Raw genomic sequence first — 21,451 nt, 5'->3', positions numbered from 1 at the left:
TAAAAAAAGATAAAGATATCTCAATAACTGATTTAAATCATTGTTTTTTAACAAAATTTTCACAATTTTTGCACCCAAACTAACATAAACTTTAAAATTAAATGAAAAAATTAATATTCTTTGTAATTGTTTTAATTGCAACACAAACTTTTGCTCAATTTACCTTAAGTGGTGAATTTAGGCCAAGAACTGAGTTGAGAAATGGTTTTAAAACTTTGAACTCTTCAGATGTTGATGTTGCTTTGTTTACTTCTCAGCGTACCAGAATAAATATGGAATACGCAACAGAAAAGTATAGCTTTTTTGTTGGAATTCAGGATATAAGAGTTTGGGGAGATGTATCTCAATTAAATGTAAGTGATAAAAATGGTTTGGCAATTCACCAAGCTTATGGAATTGTAAATTTTGACGGAGTAAAAGTTAAAGCTGGTCGTCAGGAAATTGTTTATGATGATTCACGTATGTTTGGTAATGTTGGTTGGGCACAACAAGCAAGAAGCCATGATGCAGTTCTTTTAAAATTTGGAAAAACTTTTAAATTAGATCTTGGTTTGGCATTTAACCAAAATGCAGAATTAGTTGAAGGAAATACTTACACTGTTCCAAATAATTACAAAGCTTTACAATACGCTTGGTTTAACAAAAAATGGAACAATTTTGAAGCTAGTTTCTTATTTTTAAACAACGGTTTACAGTTTATTGATTTGGTTGAACCTAAAAATGATGAAGTACGTTACAGTCAAACTTACGGAACGCATCTAAAATATAAATTTACAGACAGCTTTAATGCAACAGGAAGTTTTTATTACCAAGGTGGTAAAGATGTTGCTGATAAAAACTTAAGCGCTTATTTAGTGGGTTTAAATTTAAACTACAAAGCATCATCTAAATGGAATTTAGGTGCAGGTTTTGAAGTTATTTCTGGTAATTCTTACGATAATTCAGACCCTACAAAAAACAATGCATTCAATCCTTTTTACGGAACCAATCATAAATTTAATGGTTTGATGGATTATTTTTATGTTGGAAATCACCTAAACAGTACAGGTTTAATAGATGCTTTTATAGGTGCAAATGTTAAATTAGGAGAAAAATCGGTTTTATCAGGTAATATTCATAACTTTACTTCTTACGCTATGATTGCTGATGGTGTTGATAAACAATTGGGTACAGAGGTTGATTTGGTTTACAATTACAACTTTGCAAAAGATGTTAGTGTAAGTGCTGGATATTCTCAAATGTTTGCAGCTGAAGGTATGGAAGCTCTTAAAAATAATTACGATGGTAATATAAATAACTGGGCGTGGTTAATGCTTACCATAAATCCTACGATATTTACTAGTAAATAATTTAAAACCAATTATGAAAAAAATTGTTCAATTTTTAATTCCTCCAAAAGAATGGCGATTGCCAGTGATTATTTTGCTGGGAGCAATTTGCGGACTAGGAATGTATGCAATGGTTGAATCTAAGGCCATTTCATATTTATCCGATGATCCAAAAACTTGCGCCAACTGCCATGTAATGACACCGCAATATGCCACTTGGCAAAACAGTTCGCACAGAGAATGGGCAAGTTGTAACGATTGCCACGTACCACAAGACAACGTTTTTAAAAAGTATTTGTTTAAAGCAAAAGATGGTTTTTACCATTCTTCAGTTTTTACAATGCGCGGAGAGCCTGAAGTAATTAGAATGAAAGAGGCAGGTGTTGAAGTAGTTCAAGCAAACTGTGTTCGCTGTCACGAAAATCAAGTTACCGATGGTCGATTGAGTGGAATGGTGGAAAATCATTTAGAAAATCGAACAGAAAGAAAATGTTGGACTTGTCATCAGGAAGTGCCTCACGGAAAAATTCATAGTCTTTCTTCAGTAAAATATTATGGAAAAATTGAAGCTGAACATCAAGAAACTATTCCAAATTGGATAAAAAAATATTTAAAAAATTCAGATAATAAAAAAGATAAAAAAGATGAGTAATAAAAGAAAACCTTGGATGAATTGGATGCTGTTTTTTGCATCATTAGCAATTGTGTTTTTGTTAGGACTTTTAGTTTCTTCAATTACAGAGCGTAAAATGGAGGCGAAATTCGCATATACTCCAATGACAGAAATTGGTAAACTAGAGCCTAGAAATGAAGAATGGGGTAAAAATTTCCCACGTGAATTTCAGTCTTATTATCAAACTGCGGATACTACGTTTAGATCAAAATACAACGGAAATGCCATGATTGATATGTTAGAAGAAGACCCTAGATTGGTTGTACTTTGGGCAGGTTATGGTTTTTCAAAAGACTACAACCAAGGTCGTGGTCACGTATACGCTGTTGAAGATGTTAGAAATACATTAAGAACTGGTGGACCTACTGGACCAGAAGATGGACCAATGCCTTCAACTTGTTGGACCTGTAAATCTCCTGATGTGCCTCGTTTAATTAATGAAATTGGTGTTGATGCTTATTACAGCGGAAAATGGGCAAGTAAAGGTGAACAAATTGTAAATCCTATTGGTTGTGCAAACTGTCACGATGAAAAATCTATGCAGTTAACAATTACACAACCTGCTTTAATTGAAGCTTTTCAACGTCAAGGAAAAGACATTACAAAAGCTTCGCATAACGAAATGCGTTCTTTGGTTTGTGCACAATGTCACGTAGAGTATTACTTCAACAAAAATTTACCTGAAAAAGAAGGAATTCCTTATTTGGTTTTTCCTTGGGATGAAGGGCAAACAGTTGAAGATATGGAAAAATATTATGACAATATTGGATTTAGCGATTGGACACACGCCATTAGTAAAGCACCAATGTTAAAAGCACAACACCCAGGTTATGAGGTTTATAATATGGGTATTCACGGTAAACGTGGTGTTTCTTGTGCAGATTGCCATATGCCTTATAAAACCGAAGGTGGTCAAAAATTTACAGATCACCATATCCAATCTCCTTTAAACAATGTTGCCAATTCTTGTCAGGTTTGTCATAGAGAAGAAAAAGATGCATTGATGAAAAATGTATTTGACAACCAAGATAAAATTATTGAAAACAGAGATCAATTAGAACGTTTATTGGTTCGTGCTCATGTTGAAGCTGGTAAATGTTGGGAATTAGGTGCTACTGAAGATCAAATGAAGGATATTTTACACGGAATTCGTATTGGTCAATGGCGTTGGGATTATGCAGCAGCATCACACGGTGGTTCTTTTCACGCACCTGTTGAGTTAGGTAGAGTTGTAGGAAAAGGTATTGATATTACTCAAGAAACCAGAATTAAATTGGCTAAATTGTTAATGGAATTAGGTTTTAAAGGTGAAGTGCCTTACCCAGCAATTGAAACAAAAGCTGACGCTCAAAAGTTTATTGGTTTAGATATGCCAAAATTAGAAGCTGAAAAAGCAACTTTCAAAAAAGAGGTGTTACCTAAATGGGACGCAGCAGCCAAAGAAAGAGAAGCAAAATATTAATAAAGGATATTATTTAGATATGATTGTTTAGAGGTGAGTGTTGAGAAATTTAAATCTCAATACTCACTTTTTTTATGAAATAAAAAATCAAATTGTATATTCGCTTTTTTGTGATTTTAAATTTAGAACTTCAGTTTTTTACAGATAATCAAAAAAGCAACTACTAACTACTAACTTCCAACCAATATGAATGATAATAATTTAAAAATTCAACGCAATCTTTGGGAAAGTCCTTGGGGTTATATTGAATCTTTTTTTATAGGATTTGGTTTGTTATTAACAGGACTTTTTTTAGAAGTTTTTGTAACATCAGATACTGTTTTTACTTTAAAATACCCTAACAATGTCATTTTTTTAGCCGCGTATATATTGTTGCTTTTTGTGGCTTATAAATGGTTTTCAACAAGTCAGTTAATACGTTGGTTAACAAAAGTACCTGCATCTATTTCAAGTATTACGTTGGTTACTTTTTTGGTAATGATAATGGGAATTATTCCGCAGGTACCTTCAAATAACAACATTATTAACAATTTAGGTTTAAACCACATAACAACCAATTGGGCTTTTATTCTTATCATTTTTCAGTTTTTAACTTGTTTAGGGTTGATTTCAATCAAAAGAATTTTACAATTTAAATGGGAAAATTTCGGATTTATTTTAAATCACGTAGGTTTGTTTTTAGCCTTAATTGCTGGTATTTTAGGCACAGGAGATTTGCAACGTTTGTCGTTAAATGTTTACGAAAACAAACCAAATTGGATTGCTACTGATGCTCAAAGAAATGAAGTAGAATTGCCTTTTGCCATTTATTTAAAGGATTTTTTGATTGAAGAATACAACCCAAAATTGGCTTTGGTTGACAATAGTACAGGAAGCATTGCGCATAACGATGGCAAAAATTTATATTTAGTTGAAAAAGGAGAAACTTATTATTTTAATAATTTTGAAGTTAAAATTGAAGATTTTTTACCAAATGCAATCCGTTTTGGAATGCGTTACGAATCGGTGAATGAAATTGGTTCTCCGCCAGCAGCCTATATTACGGTAAAAAATACAGAGAATGATTCTATTCAAAATGCGTGGATTAGCAGTGGAAGTTTTAGATATCCTTATGAATCGTTAAAAATTAGCGACACCTATTCTATGGTAATGACCATTCCTGAAGTAAAGAAATTTAGTTCAGACATTGATATTTTAACAAAAGAAGGTGAGCGTATTAGTACCGTATTAGAAGTTAACAAGGCTTTTAAATATAAAGGGTGGAAAATTTACCAGTTAAGTTACGATGATAAAATGGGTAAATGGAGTAATTTAAGTGTTTTAGAACTTGTTAAAGACCCTTGGTTACCACTAATTTATATTGGTATTTTTATGATGATTGCTGGTGCTGTTTATATGTTTTGGACCGGAAATAAAATAACTAAAAACGCTTAAAAATGACTTGGATTGATTTTCCTTTATACAGCTCAATAATTGTAATCTTATGGATTATTGGTTTGATTTTTTTAGCTGTTTCATATAAAAAGAAAATGGTTTTTAAAATAGCAACAGCTTTATTTTTAATGGGCTGGGCAGTTTTAATACTTTTTGTGGTAAAATTATGGGTTGAGTTAGACCGCCCACCAATGCGTACTTTGGGTGAAACTAGACTTTGGTACGCCACCTTTTTACCCTTAATAGGTTTTGTAACCTATATACGTTGGAAATACAAATGGTTTTTGGCTTATAGTATTGCTATGGCAAGTATGTTTTTAGCCATAAATTATTTAAATCCAGAAACGTATTCAAAAACCTTAATGCCAGCTTTGCAAAGTCCTTGGTTTATTCCGCATGTGTTGGTTTATTTATTTAGTTATGCTGTATTAGCGGCTTCAAGTATTGTTGCTATCAAAGGTTGGTACCATAGTTATAAAGGTAATTTTAATATAGAAACCTTAAAATTGGCTGATAATTTAGTGTATATAGGTTTTGCTTTTTTAACTTTAGGTTTGTTGTTTGGTGCTTTATGGGCAAAAGAAGCTTGGGGACATTACTGGACCTGGGATCCAAAAGAAGTTTGGGCATTTTTAACCTGGATGGGTTATTTAATTTACATACACTACCGCTATTTTCATAGTCAAAAAACCACACAAGCATTGACCATTTTAGCTTTGGCATTTGTAGTTTTATTGGTATGTTGGTTTGGTGTTAATTATTTGCCAGTAGCCAATACCAGCGTACATACTTATACCCAATATTAATTTTTTATGGAATATTTTACATTAGCACGAGTTTTACATGTATTAGCAGTTGTTTTATGGATTGGAGGCGTTTCTATGGTTACAACGGTAATTATACCTGCAGTAAAAAGAATGAACTCAAAAGAAGAGCAAATAGAAACTTTCGAAAAAATTGAAGGCAGATTTGCCATACAAGCCAAAATAACTACATTAATTACTGCAATCACAGGTTTTTACATGGTGTATGTTTTAGATGCTTGGTATCGTTTTTTAGAACCTCGTTTTTGGTGGTTTCATGCCATGGTTATTGTTTGGGTGTTATTTACAGTGGTTTTGTATATTCTTGAACCATTTGTATTGCACAAGTTGTTTAAAAAATACGCAAATAAAAATCCAGAAAAGACCTTTAAAATTATGCACAGAGCGCATTGGATTTTATTGGTTTTAAGTCTTATTACTATTGCAGGCGCTGTTGCAGGCTGCCATGGATGGTTTTTATTTTAAATTTGGTTTAATGGTTAAAAATAGTTGGTATTTTTAACCATCAAACCTTTTGTAAAATTGAACTTTTGTTATTAAGTAGTTTAAGAAAACTATTTAATAATAACCTTTTTAGAAATAGTACCTGTTGTAGTTTTAATTTGCACCAAATACATGCCTGTAGTTGTATTGTAAACAGGTAAACTCAGATTTTGATTTTGTAAGTTTTTATCCCATACGTTTAGTATTTGTCCAATAGCATTGTACAAATTGATCTGGGTAATTTCAGCCTGTACCATATTCTTAATTTCTAATGTAGAAGAAGCGTTGTTCATGTGAACAACGATACCGTTTTTCAAAATTTCATCTTCAATATCTAAAACTTCTTGTGGTGCAAATGTAAGTGCGAAACGATCTTTATAAACACCTGCCTCTAATTCAATTTCAAATGCTTGGTTGTTTATTTTATATGTTTTGCCAATTAAAGCATCTTTAATGTACAACTCAACACTTTCATCTACATTTTCCAGCGCATCAATTTGAATGGTTGCTAAGCCAGTTTTACTCATAATTAGCCCCAAAGGTATTTCCCTGTCAATATTTGCATCTGGTAGTGCTTGAATTACGTATTTTTTATCAGCCAAATCCCAATACATATCATCAGCCAAAACATCATCCATTTTACCATCAAACCCCCAATCTACTGCATCAGTTGCTCTTTCATCAATAGTTAATAACAACTGTCTATGGTTTAATTTAGGTGCTTTAAATCCCAATCTTATTTTTTTACGAGTATCTTCTTTTTTGTTGTTTGCAATTTTAGATTTGCTATTCCCTTGTTTCATAAAAACAGCATCTCCTGAAGATTCTGTAACAAAAACACGTTGACTATTTTTAAATTGAATAGGTGTATCTGTTTGTGCTTCTATAAAAAAGCCTTGAGCAACAGGTATATTGTTATTTGGTGTTTTATTAGAATCATTAGGGTCTAAATTTTGATTTATAAGAGAAGGTACGGCCGATTGCACAGCTCCACTCTTATTCATAAGCCAATAAACGCCTTCATAATCGGATAAAATATGACTTCTAACATCAAATTGTTCCCAAAAATAGATGTATCCATCTTGAATAATACTTAGATTGTCATTAAAAAAATTAATTATATTGATCGCAGAAGGGTATGGATTAGCAACTAAATATTCGTTATTAGCACTTACATTTAAGGTAATATCTCCATTGTTTGGCAATCCTCTAAATACATAATTTTGAAAATTACTTACATCAGTATTTTCTGTTCCCTTCATGGTAAATCCTTCTCCTGCCAAAATATCACCTGTACTTCGCATATGTTGCCATTCTGCATAAACACCCGCAGCTTTATTTGCAAATTTCCAAATCCAATAGTTGGCTATTGTAAGTGGTGATGCTTTTCCGTTGTAATTATTTCCTCCTAAATACACAACAGGCGTTGTTAAGTCAGCGTATAAAACATCTTGTAATTTATAATTATATGAATTTGTACCCGAAATTAAATTTTTACCAACTGGTGATCCCCAATAATTATAGGAATATAAATTAGCAGTACCTTGCTGACTTCGTGTGATATACCCCGAACTTGTAGCGTCTAAAATACTTCCTTCGCTTTGTAACAACTGAGATTCACCTTTTAAATGTATAATACCCTCAGTTGCTAATTTTAAATAACCTGATACCGATATATATTGCCCTGTACCTGTACCCGTTGTAATATCTGTAGTTCCAGTTACATTAAGTGTTGAATTTGCTTCTGAAATCAATCCTAATAAAGTAACGCCGTTGCCATCACCTCTGTTTAAATCGACATTAGTTCCAGTAGAAATTTTGACAATATTCCAATCTACAGGTACTGGAGGAGCAGGAGGAGCTCCAGAACTTCTAATACTATTAGGAAGGTTTTGTACATCTCCATTTAACCAAGTACTTGAAGTGTCCCAATCACCGCTAGCTGTACTAACATAAGGTAACGGAGCTGTTGCTGGCTGATTTGAGGTCATATTGTACACAATTCCATGGTTGTTATTCCCCGACTGGTCTAAAGCTGTATAACCATTATTAAAAGGGTAATAACCTTTTAAATTAGACCAAGGTAATGGTTCTGAAATATCCAAAGGTATTATTTGTCCTTTAACATTGTTTGTAGTTGCATTTTCCTCAATTCGCTGGTTCATCATTTCATGCAATTGCGTTTCTGTGAGTGCTGTGTCCCAAATTCGCACTTCATCAATATAACCATCAAAATTGTTTCTTGGTGTAGTAGGATAATTACTTCTATACATTCCACCAATAATAAAATTCTCTGTTGTATTTGTTAATGGGTCGGTAACATTATCGGTAGCGATTACTAAACCATCAACATATAATTTTGCGATACTACCATCAAACGTTACCGCTAAATGATACCATTTATTTTCGTCTATATTACCTAAACCTGTACTGTTTTGTAAATTGATGATTCTATTATCAGTTCCCGAATTATCATACCAAAAGAAACGAGGTTTATTATTGTCTAAATGTAAATAATATCCCTTTTGAGGAACTAAATCTGATCTATCTCCTTTTGAGATAATTATTTGAAAACTAGGGCTTCCTGTAGATTTCAACACCCAAGCTTCAATAGAAAATGAACTTGTAAAATTAAAGTTATCTCCTAAACCAATATAATCGTTTGTTGTACCAATAAAATTGAGAGCTGTTGAAGCACAACTTCCCAATACCAAAGGATTGGTACTACTAACATCTGTTTGACCAGACCCAACAAGATTTGGTATCCCCGTAGTGCCATTTATACCACCTGTGGTTATTTGACCAAGATCATTTAAATCGGTTGTTGCAATACTTGTTAAACTTCCTTCCATTGCATCAGGACAACCATCATTATCGCTATCGTTATCTACATAATTTGGAATTCCATCATTATCAGTATCAACCAAGCCTAATAAATTTTGTTTGGCAATTCCTGGTCCTTCATAAAAAGCTTCTAACAATACGGTTCCTGCTCTTTGAAAATATTCAATTTTTACAGGGTATACACCTACTGCTAAATTAATTGTACCAGACTCTTCAACAGGTATATGTGTACCATCATTATTAACTACTGTTTGCCAACCAGCGCCTTTATCAATAAACAGTTTTGTACCATCATTTGAGTTGGTGTAAAAAGTATAGTCACCTGCTGTAGCAATGCGTATATTACCTGTGTAACGAATTGAAAAATAATCTTCATCACGAACATCGTCTGATGTAGGATCGTGCCTAGTTTGCAATAGTTTCACATCAAAATCTGAAAGTACTCCATAACCAACAAATCCAGTTGTTGGTATGTTATCTACGGTGTCTCCTGTTGGTGTTGTATCATAATATTCATAATGGACTTCCGTCATTTGAAAGTCATTCTCTTCCAAATCTGTAATTCCATCATTGTCATCATCTTCATCGTTTAGGTCTAAAACACCATCATTGTCATCATCATCGTCACAAGCATTTGGTATGCCGTCTAAATCGGTATCTAAGGTATGGGTAATAACAGTCATTACACTTTGGCAATTTCCATCGGCATCAACTGTAATATCTCCAGAATCAGAACCAATTTCTACAGTAATTGTATGTGTTCCTTGCCCCGATGTAATGGTCCAATTTGAAGGAATAGCCCAATTGTAATTTGTAACACCAGCGTCATTTAGTACACTATAGGTTTCGGTTGAAGGGCTTGCTGGAGCGCTATAATAACAAGGCGTTCCGTTTCCAGAGATTAAACTTGGGCGGCCTGTTGCGTTTATTGTTACTGGTGCTGAAGCTATAGACGTACACCCTTCACTATTTCTTACAGTATAAGTATGTGTGCCTGGCGTAACAGTTAAATCTATTGTTGAAGTACTACCTGTTCTATTAAAATTACCAGGGCTTCTGGTTAAAGTCCAGCTACCTGATGGTAAATTACTAACCGTTACAACACCACCTTCAAAACTACAAGATGACTGAGTTTTTACAGTAACTATTGGGGCTGCAGGTGTTGCAGGTTGCTGGTTGATAACTATAGATGTTGAAGCTGCAGAAGTACAACCTGAAGCATTGGTAACGGTATAAGTATATGTGCCTGCCGAAAGACCTGTTATTGTTGTAGTTGTTCCGGTTCCTGGAGTGGTTATATTATCTGGACTCCTTGTTAATGTCCAAGTACCTGTTGCAGGTAAACCGCTTAATGCTACGCTACCTGTTGCTGTAATACAAGTTGGTTGTGTAATTGTACCAACTATTGGGGCTGCAGGTTTGGCATTTATGGTGATGTCAACACCATTGGTTGGACCATTGTAATAGGGGTTAGAACTCACAGTTCTAATTCTGTAACCTGTACCGTAGGGTAAATTGGCAGGAATAATAACAGTAGAACTAACTGTACGAATTACAGTAGCACCGTCAGTATGATCCTTTGTTAATAATACGGTTGGACTATTTGAAAAATTACCTGAAGCATCTGACAAATATATCCTAGAGGTATTACCACTATAGAAAGGTCCCTGGGAAGTAAAGCCAACAGTTACTTGAGAACCTGCACAAAAATTTGTAGAAGAAATACTGGTTGTGATTTTAGGAGTGCTAACAGGCAATGTTACAACTTGTTTTTGAGGATCAGCATCCGTTATTTCCCCAAACTGATGGGTGAAACCAGCATTTGCAAATGCAGCTGTAAGGTTTGTTCCATCTGCACCCGTAGTATCAAAGGGGGTATTTGAAGCCATTACATACATATTGCTTAAACGCTCCTGAACACCATCTGTTCTATTGTATATATTTATGGTAGTTAAATCGTAAGAGTCACCCAAATCAATTTCCCACCATTCATTAGCTCCAGTGGCACTAGAGGCAAATACAGTACCCAAAAACCAATTTCCATTTGTATCGCCATCGTTTCCTACTGATGCAATACCTCCATCTACATAGGTAGAACTCAATGTTGCTGTACCCGCCAAAGCCCTGTTAACACCCTCAATATCTATAACTTGTATTTCAGCTAAGTTTATAATATTACCGCCTGTATTTGTTCCCGATTTCTGTAAACGGATATAACGGTATTGTTGAGAAAATACCGTTGTAGTTGTGGTAACCAAACACAACATAAAGAAAACGAGGTGTTTTCTGTATAAAGAGGGATTTTTAAACATAGCAAAAAAGGTTGATTAAATTTGGCTAAAATACAATTTTCTTAAAAATTGCTATCCTGTACTATCTTGTATTGTCCTCTAAACGAGCAAAATAACCTTTGATAAAAAAGGTTTTAAATAATATAAAAGTAATATTTTTTTTTTTTAATATCAAACACAAGATCTAAGATCTAGTATCTGTTTTTTTGTATAATTTTTTTTAGAATTCTTTTGTTGTAAATAGTATTTTAAAGATGATATATTATTTTGTAAAAAATTGGTTTATAATAATTTAAGTACTAATTTAGATTGAAATTTCAAATAATAATCTATTTTTGGGTTGCCCTCACCAAATAATAAATTTTATTCTTTAATTTTGTTTACTCGTAACCCCACGAATATGAAAAAGAAGCTATTTTGTATCAAAATTAAGCTAATACCACTGTTGTTGGTATTGTTATTTCCTGCCATAAATTTTTCTCAAACAACTATTTATACGGCTGATTTTGAAACTCTTGGTGATTTGGACGGCTGGACCCAAGGCGAAGGAGATGATTTTGATTGGACTCAAGATTCGGGAGGTACACCATCTGGTAATACAGGACCATCTACAGGGGCTAGTGGTAGTTATTACATGTATACAGAAGCATCTAATAACTTGAATAACAAATCATATTTTATAAGTCCTGAATTCAATTTATCTGGAGTTTCTAATCCTGAGTTTTCTTTTTTTTATCATATGTATGGAGCTGATATGGGTACTTTAAGTCTAAATGTAAGTACTGATGGAGGAAGTACGTATGCCACAAACTTATGGTCTAGATCAGGCTCAGATATAGATCAAACAAACAATGCCGCTCCATGGAAAAAAGTTTCCATAGACCTAAGTGCTTATGTTGGTCAAAAGATATATTTAAGGTTTGAGGGACTCACGGGAAATGGTTATAGGAGTGATATGGCTATTGATAAAATCGTTTTAACAGGAGTCGTTCCAATTGTACCTGATATAAATGTTACGGGTAATGGAGTTTCTATTGTAAGTGGTGATACTACACCAAGTTTAACCGATGATACTGATTTTGGTTCTCATAGTTCTATATCCTCTGTAGAAAAAATATTTACCATTGAGAATATAGGTTATACAGATTTGGAAATAAGTAATATAACAATATCTGGAACAGTTTTTTCTGTAACTAGTCTCATCTCTTTTCCATATACAATTGTATCAGGATCAAGTGAAACATTTATAATTACAGGAACGCCAACAACTACGGGTGTTTTTCAAGAAACAATTACAATTAGCAATAATGATTTTGATGAATCTTCTTACCAGTTCGATGTTAAAATTACCGGTGAACAAGTTTTTTTTGATAGTGATGGTGATGGTATTTACGACAATGTTGATATTGATGATGATAATGATGGTATAAAAGATGAAGATGAAGAAACATCTTGTAGATTATCTAATGTTGCTACTACTATAAATTACAAGTTTTTAAATGAAACTTTTGGCGAAGGCACTAACAGGGTAGAAATAAATACAACCTACGATGCTTCAACAACTTATTGTTATGAAGATGGAACAGGAGTAGCATGTAAGCTAAATCCAAGTGATGGGAATGATTTAAATGATGGAGAATATACAGTGTATTATAAAGCCGCAAATGGAGATGGTATAAATGATACTCCTAATGGTGAGGTTGCGCATTGGGCAGATGCATATTGGTATACTGGTGCAGATCATACAGGAGGTGTTAATGGTAGAATGGCTATGTTTAATGCTTCCTATGATCCAGGTCTTTTTTATTCAGCAACAATCAAAGGAGCACTTCCGGGTGTACCCGTTACGTATAGTTTTTGGGTGTTAAATTTAGATACTCAAGCAGCTCCGGGTATTGCTACCAGGTTACGTCCAAAGATATTGGTTGAATTTAGAGATGTAAACAATGTCTTGTTAGAATCTGTATCAACAGATGATCTTTACCCATTAGGTATACCGCCTTCTATTAATGGTGATCCTGCTAGTAGTTGGCATCAAATTACGAAAGATTTAACTTTTAATGTTGATGAATTTTATGTGTATTTTTATAATAATGAGACTGGAGGAGCGGGTAATGACCTTGCTATAGATGACATTGTTATTTCACAAACACTGTGTGATACAGACAGTGATCGTGTTGCCGATGTTTTTGATTTGGATAGTGATAATGATGGTATACCTGATGTGGTAGAAGCTGGTTTAGGAAATTTAAGTGCAGGTACGGCTAAAATATCTTACACAACTGGTTGGTTAGATTCCAATAGCAATGGAATGCATGATTCGGCTGAAAGCAATACTCCCTTAGATTCAGATGGTGACGGAGTTCCAAATCATATGGATTTAGATAGTGACAACGATGCTATTTTTGATGTTGATGAATCAGGTGCTACCAACCCATTGGCTTATGTTGGTTATCAAAATGGAGATGGAGATATTAATGGTGACGGTGTTGGAGATGGAGATGATTCTGATACTGTAAGGGAAACCGATATAAACTCTGATGGTGACTTAGATTATTTTGGCGATGGTATTTTAGATATTTACGATTATTTCGGCACTTCTTTAAAGGGTTCTGGTAATTTTGATTTTGCATACGGTAACCAAAGTCAAGGATCGCCAACAGGTACAGGTTGGTTTAATTTTGTAGTTGATTCTGATAATGATGGTATTCCAGATTATTTAGATGTGATGTCTAATGGAGCAGATTGGGATATTGATGGTACATTGTATGCCAATTTAGATACAGATAATAATGGTGTTATTGATGTTTTAACAGATACTGATGGCGATGGCTTGTCAGACTCTTTTGACACAGATGATGCCGTTTTTGGTTCTCCACGTGATTTAGATAGAAAGTTGTTATTGTATTTTGATGGAAGAAATGATTATGCTGAAGATGTCAATGTTTTAAGTTCGGGAAGTGGAACAATCATGGCTTTTGTAAAATCTGATGGTGTAAATTTTACAAATACAGATAGGGTAATTGCAGGTCAAGATGATTTTTATATTAAAATTGATAATAGCACAAATAAAATTGTAGCTGTTGTTGAAGGAAATACTATAACCTCTACAAACCCAATAATAAATGGAAATTGGACACATATTGCTGTTACAACTACCGCTGGAAAAACCATAATGTATATCAATGGTATTCCTGACAATAGCGACACAAATGGTGGCATAACAGATACTTCAAATTTTCTTATAGGAAGCACTTCATCACATACAAATTATTTTAAAGGTCAGATAGATGAAGTTAGAGTCTTTGATAAAGCCTTAACTGAAAACGAACTTCAAAAAATAGTGTATCAAGAAATTGAAGATAATGGAGGGGTAATTAAAGGTAGCGTGGTGCAATTAGATGTTCAAGATTATGTGTACAACAGTACTACTGGTGTTGAAACAACAACTTTATTACCTTGGACAAATCTTCAAAGGTATTTTAGAATGGATGTTTATAAAGATGATATTATAGACGATTTAACCACATTAGATGTTGATGAAGGTGCAGGGTCTTTTGCAAGAATCTACAATATGAAAATTATAGACGTACAAACAGCACCATTGCCTTTTATTACACAAATGGCAGGAACAGCTTTGGCTCCTATTACTTTATCAGATGCTTTAAATACAGCCGATGGAGTAGTTGGAGCAGATGCTTTAACTTCATCAGCATCTATTGTTAAAATTGAGCATAATTATATATATTCAGATCAAAATCAAAAACATGTTGGATTGTTTGTAGCTAATGGTAATGAATACAAAATAAATGGCCTTACCAATTCAAATGGTACAGGAACTGGTTATAAATTAGAAGTTTCACGTTATTTATATCTAAATGGTGTACTTAATTTAGAGGGCGAATCTCAATTGGTTCAAGGAGGTGAAAGTATTTTAGACCAAAATAGCGGTGGTTATTTAGAACGAGATCAGCAAGGAACAGCTAATAGTTTTAATTACAATTATTGGACATCTTCAGTTGGGGCAATAACTCCAGGAGGTTTGCCAACGTTTACGCCAAGTACAAATGGTACATTTAAAATTAAAAATGTTTTATTTAATGGTACAGATCCAAATAATCCTGTTGCAACCACTTACAATGCATCTGCCTATGCTGCAGATGCTGGTTTGGGTGTTATAAGTAGTTATTGGTTGTATCAGTTTTACGGAAAAGATGATGATTATAATTCATGGTTTCCAAAAATTACAGAAACGTCTGTTTTAGCACCAGGTGTGGGTTATACAATGAAAGGAAGTTTGGGTAATAAAGATATCAAAAACGATTTTCAAAATTACGTATTTAGAGGAAAGCCATATAATGGAGATATTGAATTGGAATTATTTAAAACACATATAACTCCAAGTGGTGATGTAGACCGTTTAATTGGAAATCCATATCCATCAGCACTAGATGCTAATGAATTTATAAAAGACAATATCAATACTTCTATTGATGGAAACGCTGGAAGAAATAGTGTAAACGTATTTAATGGTGCAATTTATTTTTGGGATCACTTTGGGGAAGAAAATACACATATATTAAGATCGTATATTGGAGGTTACGCAACCTATACTTTAATGGGAGGAGTAAAAGCACAATCAACAGATTGGCGCATCAATCATGATAATTCTTATGGAGATAAAGTGCCTGGGCAATATATACCCGTTAATCAAGGTTTTTTTGTGTTAACAGGAATTGATCCGGGTATTGTTGGTACATTGCCAAGTGTTGATGGTGGAACTATTATTTTTAAAAATAGTCAACGTTTTTTTCAAAAAGAAAGTTACGAAACTGGTTCTTCGGTTTTTATGAAGGCTGAAAAAGGAAAAACTACAGTTGCTTCAAAAACATCATTAAATATTGATGTGCGTCAAAAAATAAGGTTAATGTTTGATTCTCCAAAAGGTTTTCACCGTCAGTTATTAATTGGTGTCGATAACAATACCACTAATAATTTTGATTTGGGTTATGATGGTTTAATAGCAGATATTGGTCCTGAAGATATGTATTGGACGGCTCAAGGTGCAAAATTAGTGATACAAGGTGTTCCTAATTTTAATAAAGATCAAGAGTTTCCTTTGGTGTTAAAAATTGCGCAAACAGGTTTGGCTCGTATTAAAATTGATGGTTTAGAAAATGTAGACAATAGTACAGATATTTATATTAAGGATGCTTTTACGGGTAAAATGCATCAAGTAAATAATCAACCATTTGAAATTATGTTAGATCCAGGTATTTATTCAGATCGTTTTTCATTGACATTTGCCCTGCAAAATACACTAGGAGATACAGCGCAAATTTTAAAAGAAGGTATTGTAGTTACTATAAATAATGCAACTTCTGAAATTCAAATTAAAAACACCCTTCAGGCTGAAATTACGAATATAGCTTTATATAATAGCTTAGGGCAGTTACAGCAAGTTTGGGAAACTAATTTGGAAGAACCTAGTATTTTATTAGCGGTTAACAACAAAGTTACGGGTATGTATTTGTTGAAAATAAAAACATCCAAAGGTATTGTTGCTAAAAAAGTGATTATTGAGTAAGTTATTAAGTCAAAATTCAGTAACTAAGTTGTAATTCTAAAAATGTTAATTTTTTAATAGTTAAATTTCTTTATGAATTATGTTGTCTTTGTATTTCAGTTATTTCGCATATAAATAATAGTTGAGCTACCACTTTAATTGATATTATAAGAAATTTTAATTCCTTTTAATCTAAAATAAACAATTCTTTGCCTCTAAATAAAGTAATTTTTGATATTTCTGTATAAAATTGAATCAAAGTTTCGAGTTTATTTTATCAATTTTTAACCTCATGTTATTAAAATTAGAATCTTTCCAGTCAATAATCAATTTATCCAAGTCAAATTAACCCCTCTTTTTTTAAAAAAATCGTGGAAATTACAAATAATTAAAGGTTTATTTAACCGTCAAAGCGCCTATTTTACAAATAAATGGTATGAAAAATCAAACAAATGGTAAAAAAAACAATATAAATGGTATTTTTAGTTTTATTTTTCATACATTTATACTATCAAAATAAATAAACAATGTTTTCAAGATTACTTAAAAATATATTACACACTTCTGTTGCTAGATTGATTGGTTATTTTAAGGCTTTTTAATTTAAACAGCAGGGTTTTAACAATCATTAATATTCGATTGTTTTATAAATCATTTTTTAACTAGTAAAACCCCTCAGTTATGAAAAATATACTATCCCTTTTATGTATCTGTTGTTTTTTAACAACAATATATGCTTCTGCAAATAGTGAAAGAGAAGCTATAAATTCAATTAAGAATTCGAATTTAAATACTGATGTGGTGAAAAAAGTTGTAGTTGATACAAGACCTAAATACAGAATTGGTTTTGATGCTCCGCAAATAAATCACAGACAGTTGTTGCTAACTATTGATCAAAGAGCAACTGATGGAGTAGATTGGGGTTTTGATGGCAATATACCGCAAGTATTAGCTGATGATATGTATTGGTTAATTAATGAAGGAAAGTATGTAATACAAGCAACCAATACCCTTGAGGTAAATAAAGAATTTGCCTTAGGAGTTGTAACTAAAGTAGGAGGTGATATTACAATAAAAATCGATGCTCTTGAATATCCAATGGATGATTTTATTGTTGGATTAAAAGATAAGGCATTAGACTCTATTCACAATCTAAAAGAAAGTAGCTATCAGGTTACTTTGCCAGCTGGTGAATATCACAATAGATTTAGTATTATTTTTCTAAGTATTATTGAAGATGTTGTTTTGCCTCCAGCGCCTCCAGGAGATACAATTGCTGTAGTTGAAAATGAAACTGTTATTGAAGAGCCTGTTATAGTAGAAGATGTTAAAAATAATGTAGTTGCAGAAGAATCTAATGTAGTTGAAAATGAAACAGCAACTTTGAGTGATGGTGATGAAAATTATGAAGACAACTTAGATGGTAAATCAAACAAACAAAAATTAATTATTTATGTTAATAACGGGCAACATATGTTAACTATTAAAAACAGAGAATTGTTGAAATTGCGTAAAGTAACCTTGTTTAATATTAACGGGCAACAGGTTTGTAATTGGAATAAAGATTTAGATTCAGAAAATATTTATTTGCCATTACAAGTAAAATCAGATTTGTATTTTGTGGTAGCTGAAACTCAAAAAGGACCGGTTTTTAAAAGAGTTATGGTTCAAAATAATTAGTAAATTTTAAATTTAAACGATAAAGAATAGCGTTAAAATATTTAAAAACGCCGAGTATTTTTAAAAAAGGATTTATTTTTAGTGTATAGTTAATATGCTGAAAATAAATCCTTTTTCTAATTAAAAATGTTAATAAGTATTGATAAAATCCTCAAATTGTATATAATTGTTTTATTTTTGCACAAAATTTGATACATTTAGAGTTACATGGGGTATATAAAAAATGTTTTTAAAATAATAGTAGTTGCTTACTTTTTTATACAAGCCAGTTTTGGTTATGGGCAAGTAACAATTGCAAGTCAAAATTTTGATGCACTTCCATCAGGCTTGGGATATGCCGTTTCAGATGCTAACTATGTTGACGTAGATAATGGTTCGGGTGTATCATCCTCAAATTCTTTGCGTTTTAGTAATAATAATGGTACTAATAATAGAGATTCAAATGTAATATTTGATAACGTCAATATTTCTTCCTATTCAAATGTTACTTTAACTATTTCTTTTGCATCGTATTGGGTAGATAATAATGAGGATTTATTTTTAGATATTTCATATGATAATGGGGCTAATTATACGCAAAATATTAAATTAATTGATGGAGATAATAATGAAACACGAAATTGGGGAACTCCAGACAGCGATAATCAATCTGTAGATTCAAACCCTTATACATTTAATGTCCCAGATGGGAATACTACAATACGTGTTAGGGTAAGAGCAAACAACTTAGATAATAATGAATATTTTTATATAGATAACATTGTAATAACTGGTGTTTTAGCTACTCCAGCTGATATCAATGTTTTAGGCAATGGTGTAAGTATTTTAGATGATGATATTACGCCTTCTGTTACAGATAATACAGATTTTGGAAGTGTAGCTATAGGAAGCTCATTGGTAAAAACTTTTACTATTGAAAATTCAGGTGATTTAGATTTAAACATTTCATCAATAACAAGTGCTAATTCCGATTTTGTAGTTTCTTCATTGTCAGTGCCATTTAGTGTTGCTGCAGGTGGCTCTGCTACGTTTGATATAACATATACATCTGCAGCTTTTGGATTGTCAATTGCAGCCATAACAATAGCAAATAACGACCCTGATATTGCTGAGCAAGCCTATACTTTTACTGTTCAAGGGTCAGGTGATTATTGTAATTCAGATTCAACTTTTGATAGTTACAATATTCAGAGAGTTCAATTAAAAAATATCGATAATACTTCAGGGGCTGGTACAACAAGAACAGGTTATTCAAATTTTACAGATGTTTATACAACTTTAGGTCTTAACTCTACAAACCAAATTACAATTACTTCCAATTCAAATTCAAATCTTGGTTTTTCAGTATGGATAGATTATAATAAAAATGGAAATTTTTTAGATCCTGGAGAGCAAGTATTTGTAAAACCAAATACTTTTAATGGATCGCCAGCTTCAGGTTCATTTACTGTTCCAAGTAATGCAGTAGTAGGAAAAACCAGAATGCGTGTTTCAATGAAATCTATTGGTGTTCCAACTTCTTGTGAGTCATTTATTCAAGGTGAAGTTGAAGATTATACCATCAATATAATTAATGAATCTCAAAATTGTATCCCTGTAAATATAAATAATTATAATTCTTATATTATTTCAAATGTTTCATTAGGATCAATAAATAATAGCACTTCTGAAAATACGGGAAGTTATACGGATTACACATCATTAGCAACTAATGTTACATCAGGAGGGGCTTTAAGTGGTACAATTTCAGTTAATATAAATGGTTGGAATACAGATGAAAATGAATTGGTTGTTTGGATAGATTTTAACCAAGACCAATATTTTGATGATTTTGACGAAAAATTTATATTTAAAGTTAGTGAACCTAATAATGGCTCGGGTATAAAAACAGTTGTAGTGCCAATTAGCGTTCCTATTCCTACTAGTGCGTCTTTAGGAAATACACGTATGAGAATTGGGTTTATAGATACTAATCTACCTCAATATATAGGTTATGGACCATGTGATTTTAGTTATAATGCTGGCGAAGCAGAAGATTATACGGTAAATGTAACTCCTGCAGTAGTAGGATTTTCAGAGGTAATTGTTTCTGTAGATTGGCCGTTATATTCAACTGAAAATAGAGTAGAGATATATTCGCCTTCAGGAACATTAATAGCTACTATAGACAATGGTTTTGATAGTAGTGTTCCTAATCCAGATGTGCCATATGCTACTACAGTAAATCTAGGTTGTTTGGAAGATGCAAATAATTATTATGTGATAATGTATGATAGAGGAGGTGGCGTAAACGGTCCGGGTGACGGTTGGGATCGTAACCTTCCTAATGTAGTATCTAATATTACGATTACTTCTGGAGGAGTAACAGTGCTTTCAAATGATGGTTGGACAGCGCGTAGTGGTGGAGTTAGGGTTGATTTTAATGTTAGTGGAGGTGGTGTATGTCCTCCTCCAGTAGCGGGATTTTCAGAGGTAATTGTTTCTGTAGATTGGCCGTTATTTTCAACTGAAAATAGAGCAGAAATATATTCTCCAACAGGCACTTTGATAACTACTATAGATAATGGTTTTGATAGTAGTGTTCCTAATCCAGATGTGCCATATGCTACTACAGTAAATCTAGGTTGTTTGGAAGATGCTAATAATTATTATGTGATAATGTATGATAGAGGAGGTGGCGTAAACGGTCCGGGTGACGGTTGGGATCGTAACCTTCCTAATGTAGTATCTAATATTACGATTACTTCTGGAGGGGTAACGGTGCTTTCAAATGATGGTTGGACAGCCCGTAGTGGTGGTGTTAGGGTTAATTTCAATGTTAGTGGAGGTGGTGTTTGTAATAATCCAGAAGCTCCAGGTGGTGTTT

The 21,451-nt window shown here is 32.9% G+C and carries 10 protein-coding genes; 9 read left to right on the top strand and 1 reads right to left on the bottom strand.

Features of this window, described 5'->3' with window-relative positions; translation table 11 throughout:
• Window positions 1-101 precede the first annotated feature (101 nt).
• From EC396_RS12475 to EC396_RS12450, 6 genes are all read left to right on the top strand, one after another.
• Window positions 102-1,349: an alginate export family protein gene (locus EC396_RS12475; protein ID WP_129366971.1), complete on the top strand. Its 1,248-nt coding sequence runs from the start codon at window positions 102-104 to the stop codon at window positions 1,347-1,349.
• Window positions 1,350-1,362: 13 nt separating this feature from the next.
• Window positions 1,363-1,980 (top strand): cytochrome c nitrite reductase small subunit, encoded by a 618-nt coding sequence (gene nrfH, locus EC396_RS12470; RefSeq protein ID WP_129366970.1) that lies wholly within the window; start codon window positions 1,363-1,365, stop codon window positions 1,978-1,980.
• Complete coding sequence (gene nrfA, locus EC396_RS12465; protein ID WP_129366969.1) at window positions 1,973-3,463, top strand: ammonia-forming cytochrome c nitrite reductase; 1,491 nt, start codon at window positions 1,973-1,975, stop codon at window positions 3,461-3,463. Before nrfH ends, nrfA begins: the two co-directional genes overlap by 8 nt.
• Window positions 3,464-3,649: 186 nt before the next feature.
• Window positions 3,650-4,897: a cytochrome c biogenesis protein ResB gene (locus tag EC396_RS12460; RefSeq protein WP_129366968.1), complete on the top strand. Its 1,248-nt coding sequence runs from the start codon at window positions 3,650-3,652 to the stop codon at window positions 4,895-4,897.
• Between the two features lie 2 nt (window positions 4,898-4,899).
• On the top strand, window positions 4,900-5,703 hold the full coding sequence (gene ccsA, locus EC396_RS12455; protein WP_129366967.1) for a cytochrome c biogenesis protein CcsA: 804 nt from the start codon (window positions 4,900-4,902) through the stop codon (window positions 5,701-5,703).
• Between the two features lie 6 nt (window positions 5,704-5,709).
• Complete coding sequence (locus EC396_RS12450; RefSeq protein ID WP_129366966.1) at window positions 5,710-6,186, top strand: hypothetical protein; 477 nt, start codon at window positions 5,710-5,712, stop codon at window positions 6,184-6,186.
• A gap of 89 nt (window positions 6,187-6,275) precedes the next feature.
• Here the strand turns inward: EC396_RS12450 and EC396_RS12445 are convergent, their stop codons facing one another.
• Window positions 6,276-11,360, bottom strand: a complete 5,085-nt coding sequence (locus EC396_RS12445; protein ID WP_129366965.1) for a LamG-like jellyroll fold domain-containing protein — start codon at window positions 11,358-11,360, stop codon at window positions 6,276-6,278.
• Window positions 11,361-11,739: 379 nt separating this feature from the next.
• On the opposite strand from EC396_RS12445, the gene EC396_RS12440 reads away from it, so the two are divergent.
• The 3 genes from EC396_RS12440 to EC396_RS12430 all read left to right on the top strand — a co-directional run.
• Complete coding sequence (locus tag EC396_RS12440; protein ID WP_129366964.1) at window positions 11,740-16,926, top strand: LamG-like jellyroll fold domain-containing protein; 5,187 nt, start codon at window positions 11,740-11,742, stop codon at window positions 16,924-16,926.
• A gap of 660 nt (window positions 16,927-17,586) precedes the next feature.
• Window positions 17,587-18,585, top strand: coding sequence for a T9SS type A sorting domain-containing protein (locus tag EC396_RS12435; RefSeq protein WP_129366963.1), 999 nt, complete (start codon window positions 17,587-17,589; stop codon window positions 18,583-18,585).
• Between the two features lie 207 nt (window positions 18,586-18,792).
• The coding region (locus tag EC396_RS12430) for a GEVED domain-containing protein (protein ID WP_129366989.1) at window positions 18,793-21,451 on the top strand (2,659 nt) is incomplete at its 3' end.

This window comes from Lutibacter sp. HS1-25 (assembly GCF_004121075.1).
In the GTDB taxonomy this organism is placed as follows: Bacteria; Bacteroidota; Bacteroidia; order Flavobacteriales; family Flavobacteriaceae; genus Lutibacter.
Note: the sequence above shows the minus strand (reverse complement) of the source record. Positions and strands in the feature narration are given on the sequence as shown.

Coding starts and splice junctions, on each gene's coding strand:
- EC396_RS12450 (WP_129366966.1), top strand. CDS start 5,710: ATGGAATATTTTACATTAGCACGAGTTTTACATGTATTAGCAGTTGTT.
- EC396_RS12440 (WP_129366964.1), top strand. CDS start 11,740: ATGAAAAAGAAGCTATTTTGTATCAAAATTAAGCTAATACCACTGTTG.
- EC396_RS12445 (WP_129366965.1), bottom strand. CDS start 11,360: ATGTTTAAAAATCCCTCTTTATACAGAAAACACCTCGTTTTCTTTATG.
- ccsA (WP_129366967.1), top strand. CDS start 4,900: ATGACTTGGATTGATTTTCCTTTATACAGCTCAATAATTGTAATCTTA.
- nrfH (WP_129366970.1), top strand. CDS start 1,363: ATGAAAAAAATTGTTCAATTTTTAATTCCTCCAAAAGAATGGCGATTG.
- EC396_RS12475 (WP_129366971.1), top strand. CDS start 102: ATGAAAAAATTAATATTCTTTGTAATTGTTTTAATTGCAACACAAACT.
- EC396_RS12460 (WP_129366968.1), top strand. CDS start 3,650: ATGAATGATAATAATTTAAAAATTCAACGCAATCTTTGGGAAAGTCCT.
- EC396_RS12435 (WP_129366963.1), top strand. CDS start 17,587: ATGAAAAATATACTATCCCTTTTATGTATCTGTTGTTTTTTAACAACA.
- nrfA (WP_129366969.1), top strand. CDS start 1,973: ATGAGTAATAAAAGAAAACCTTGGATGAATTGGATGCTGTTTTTTGCA.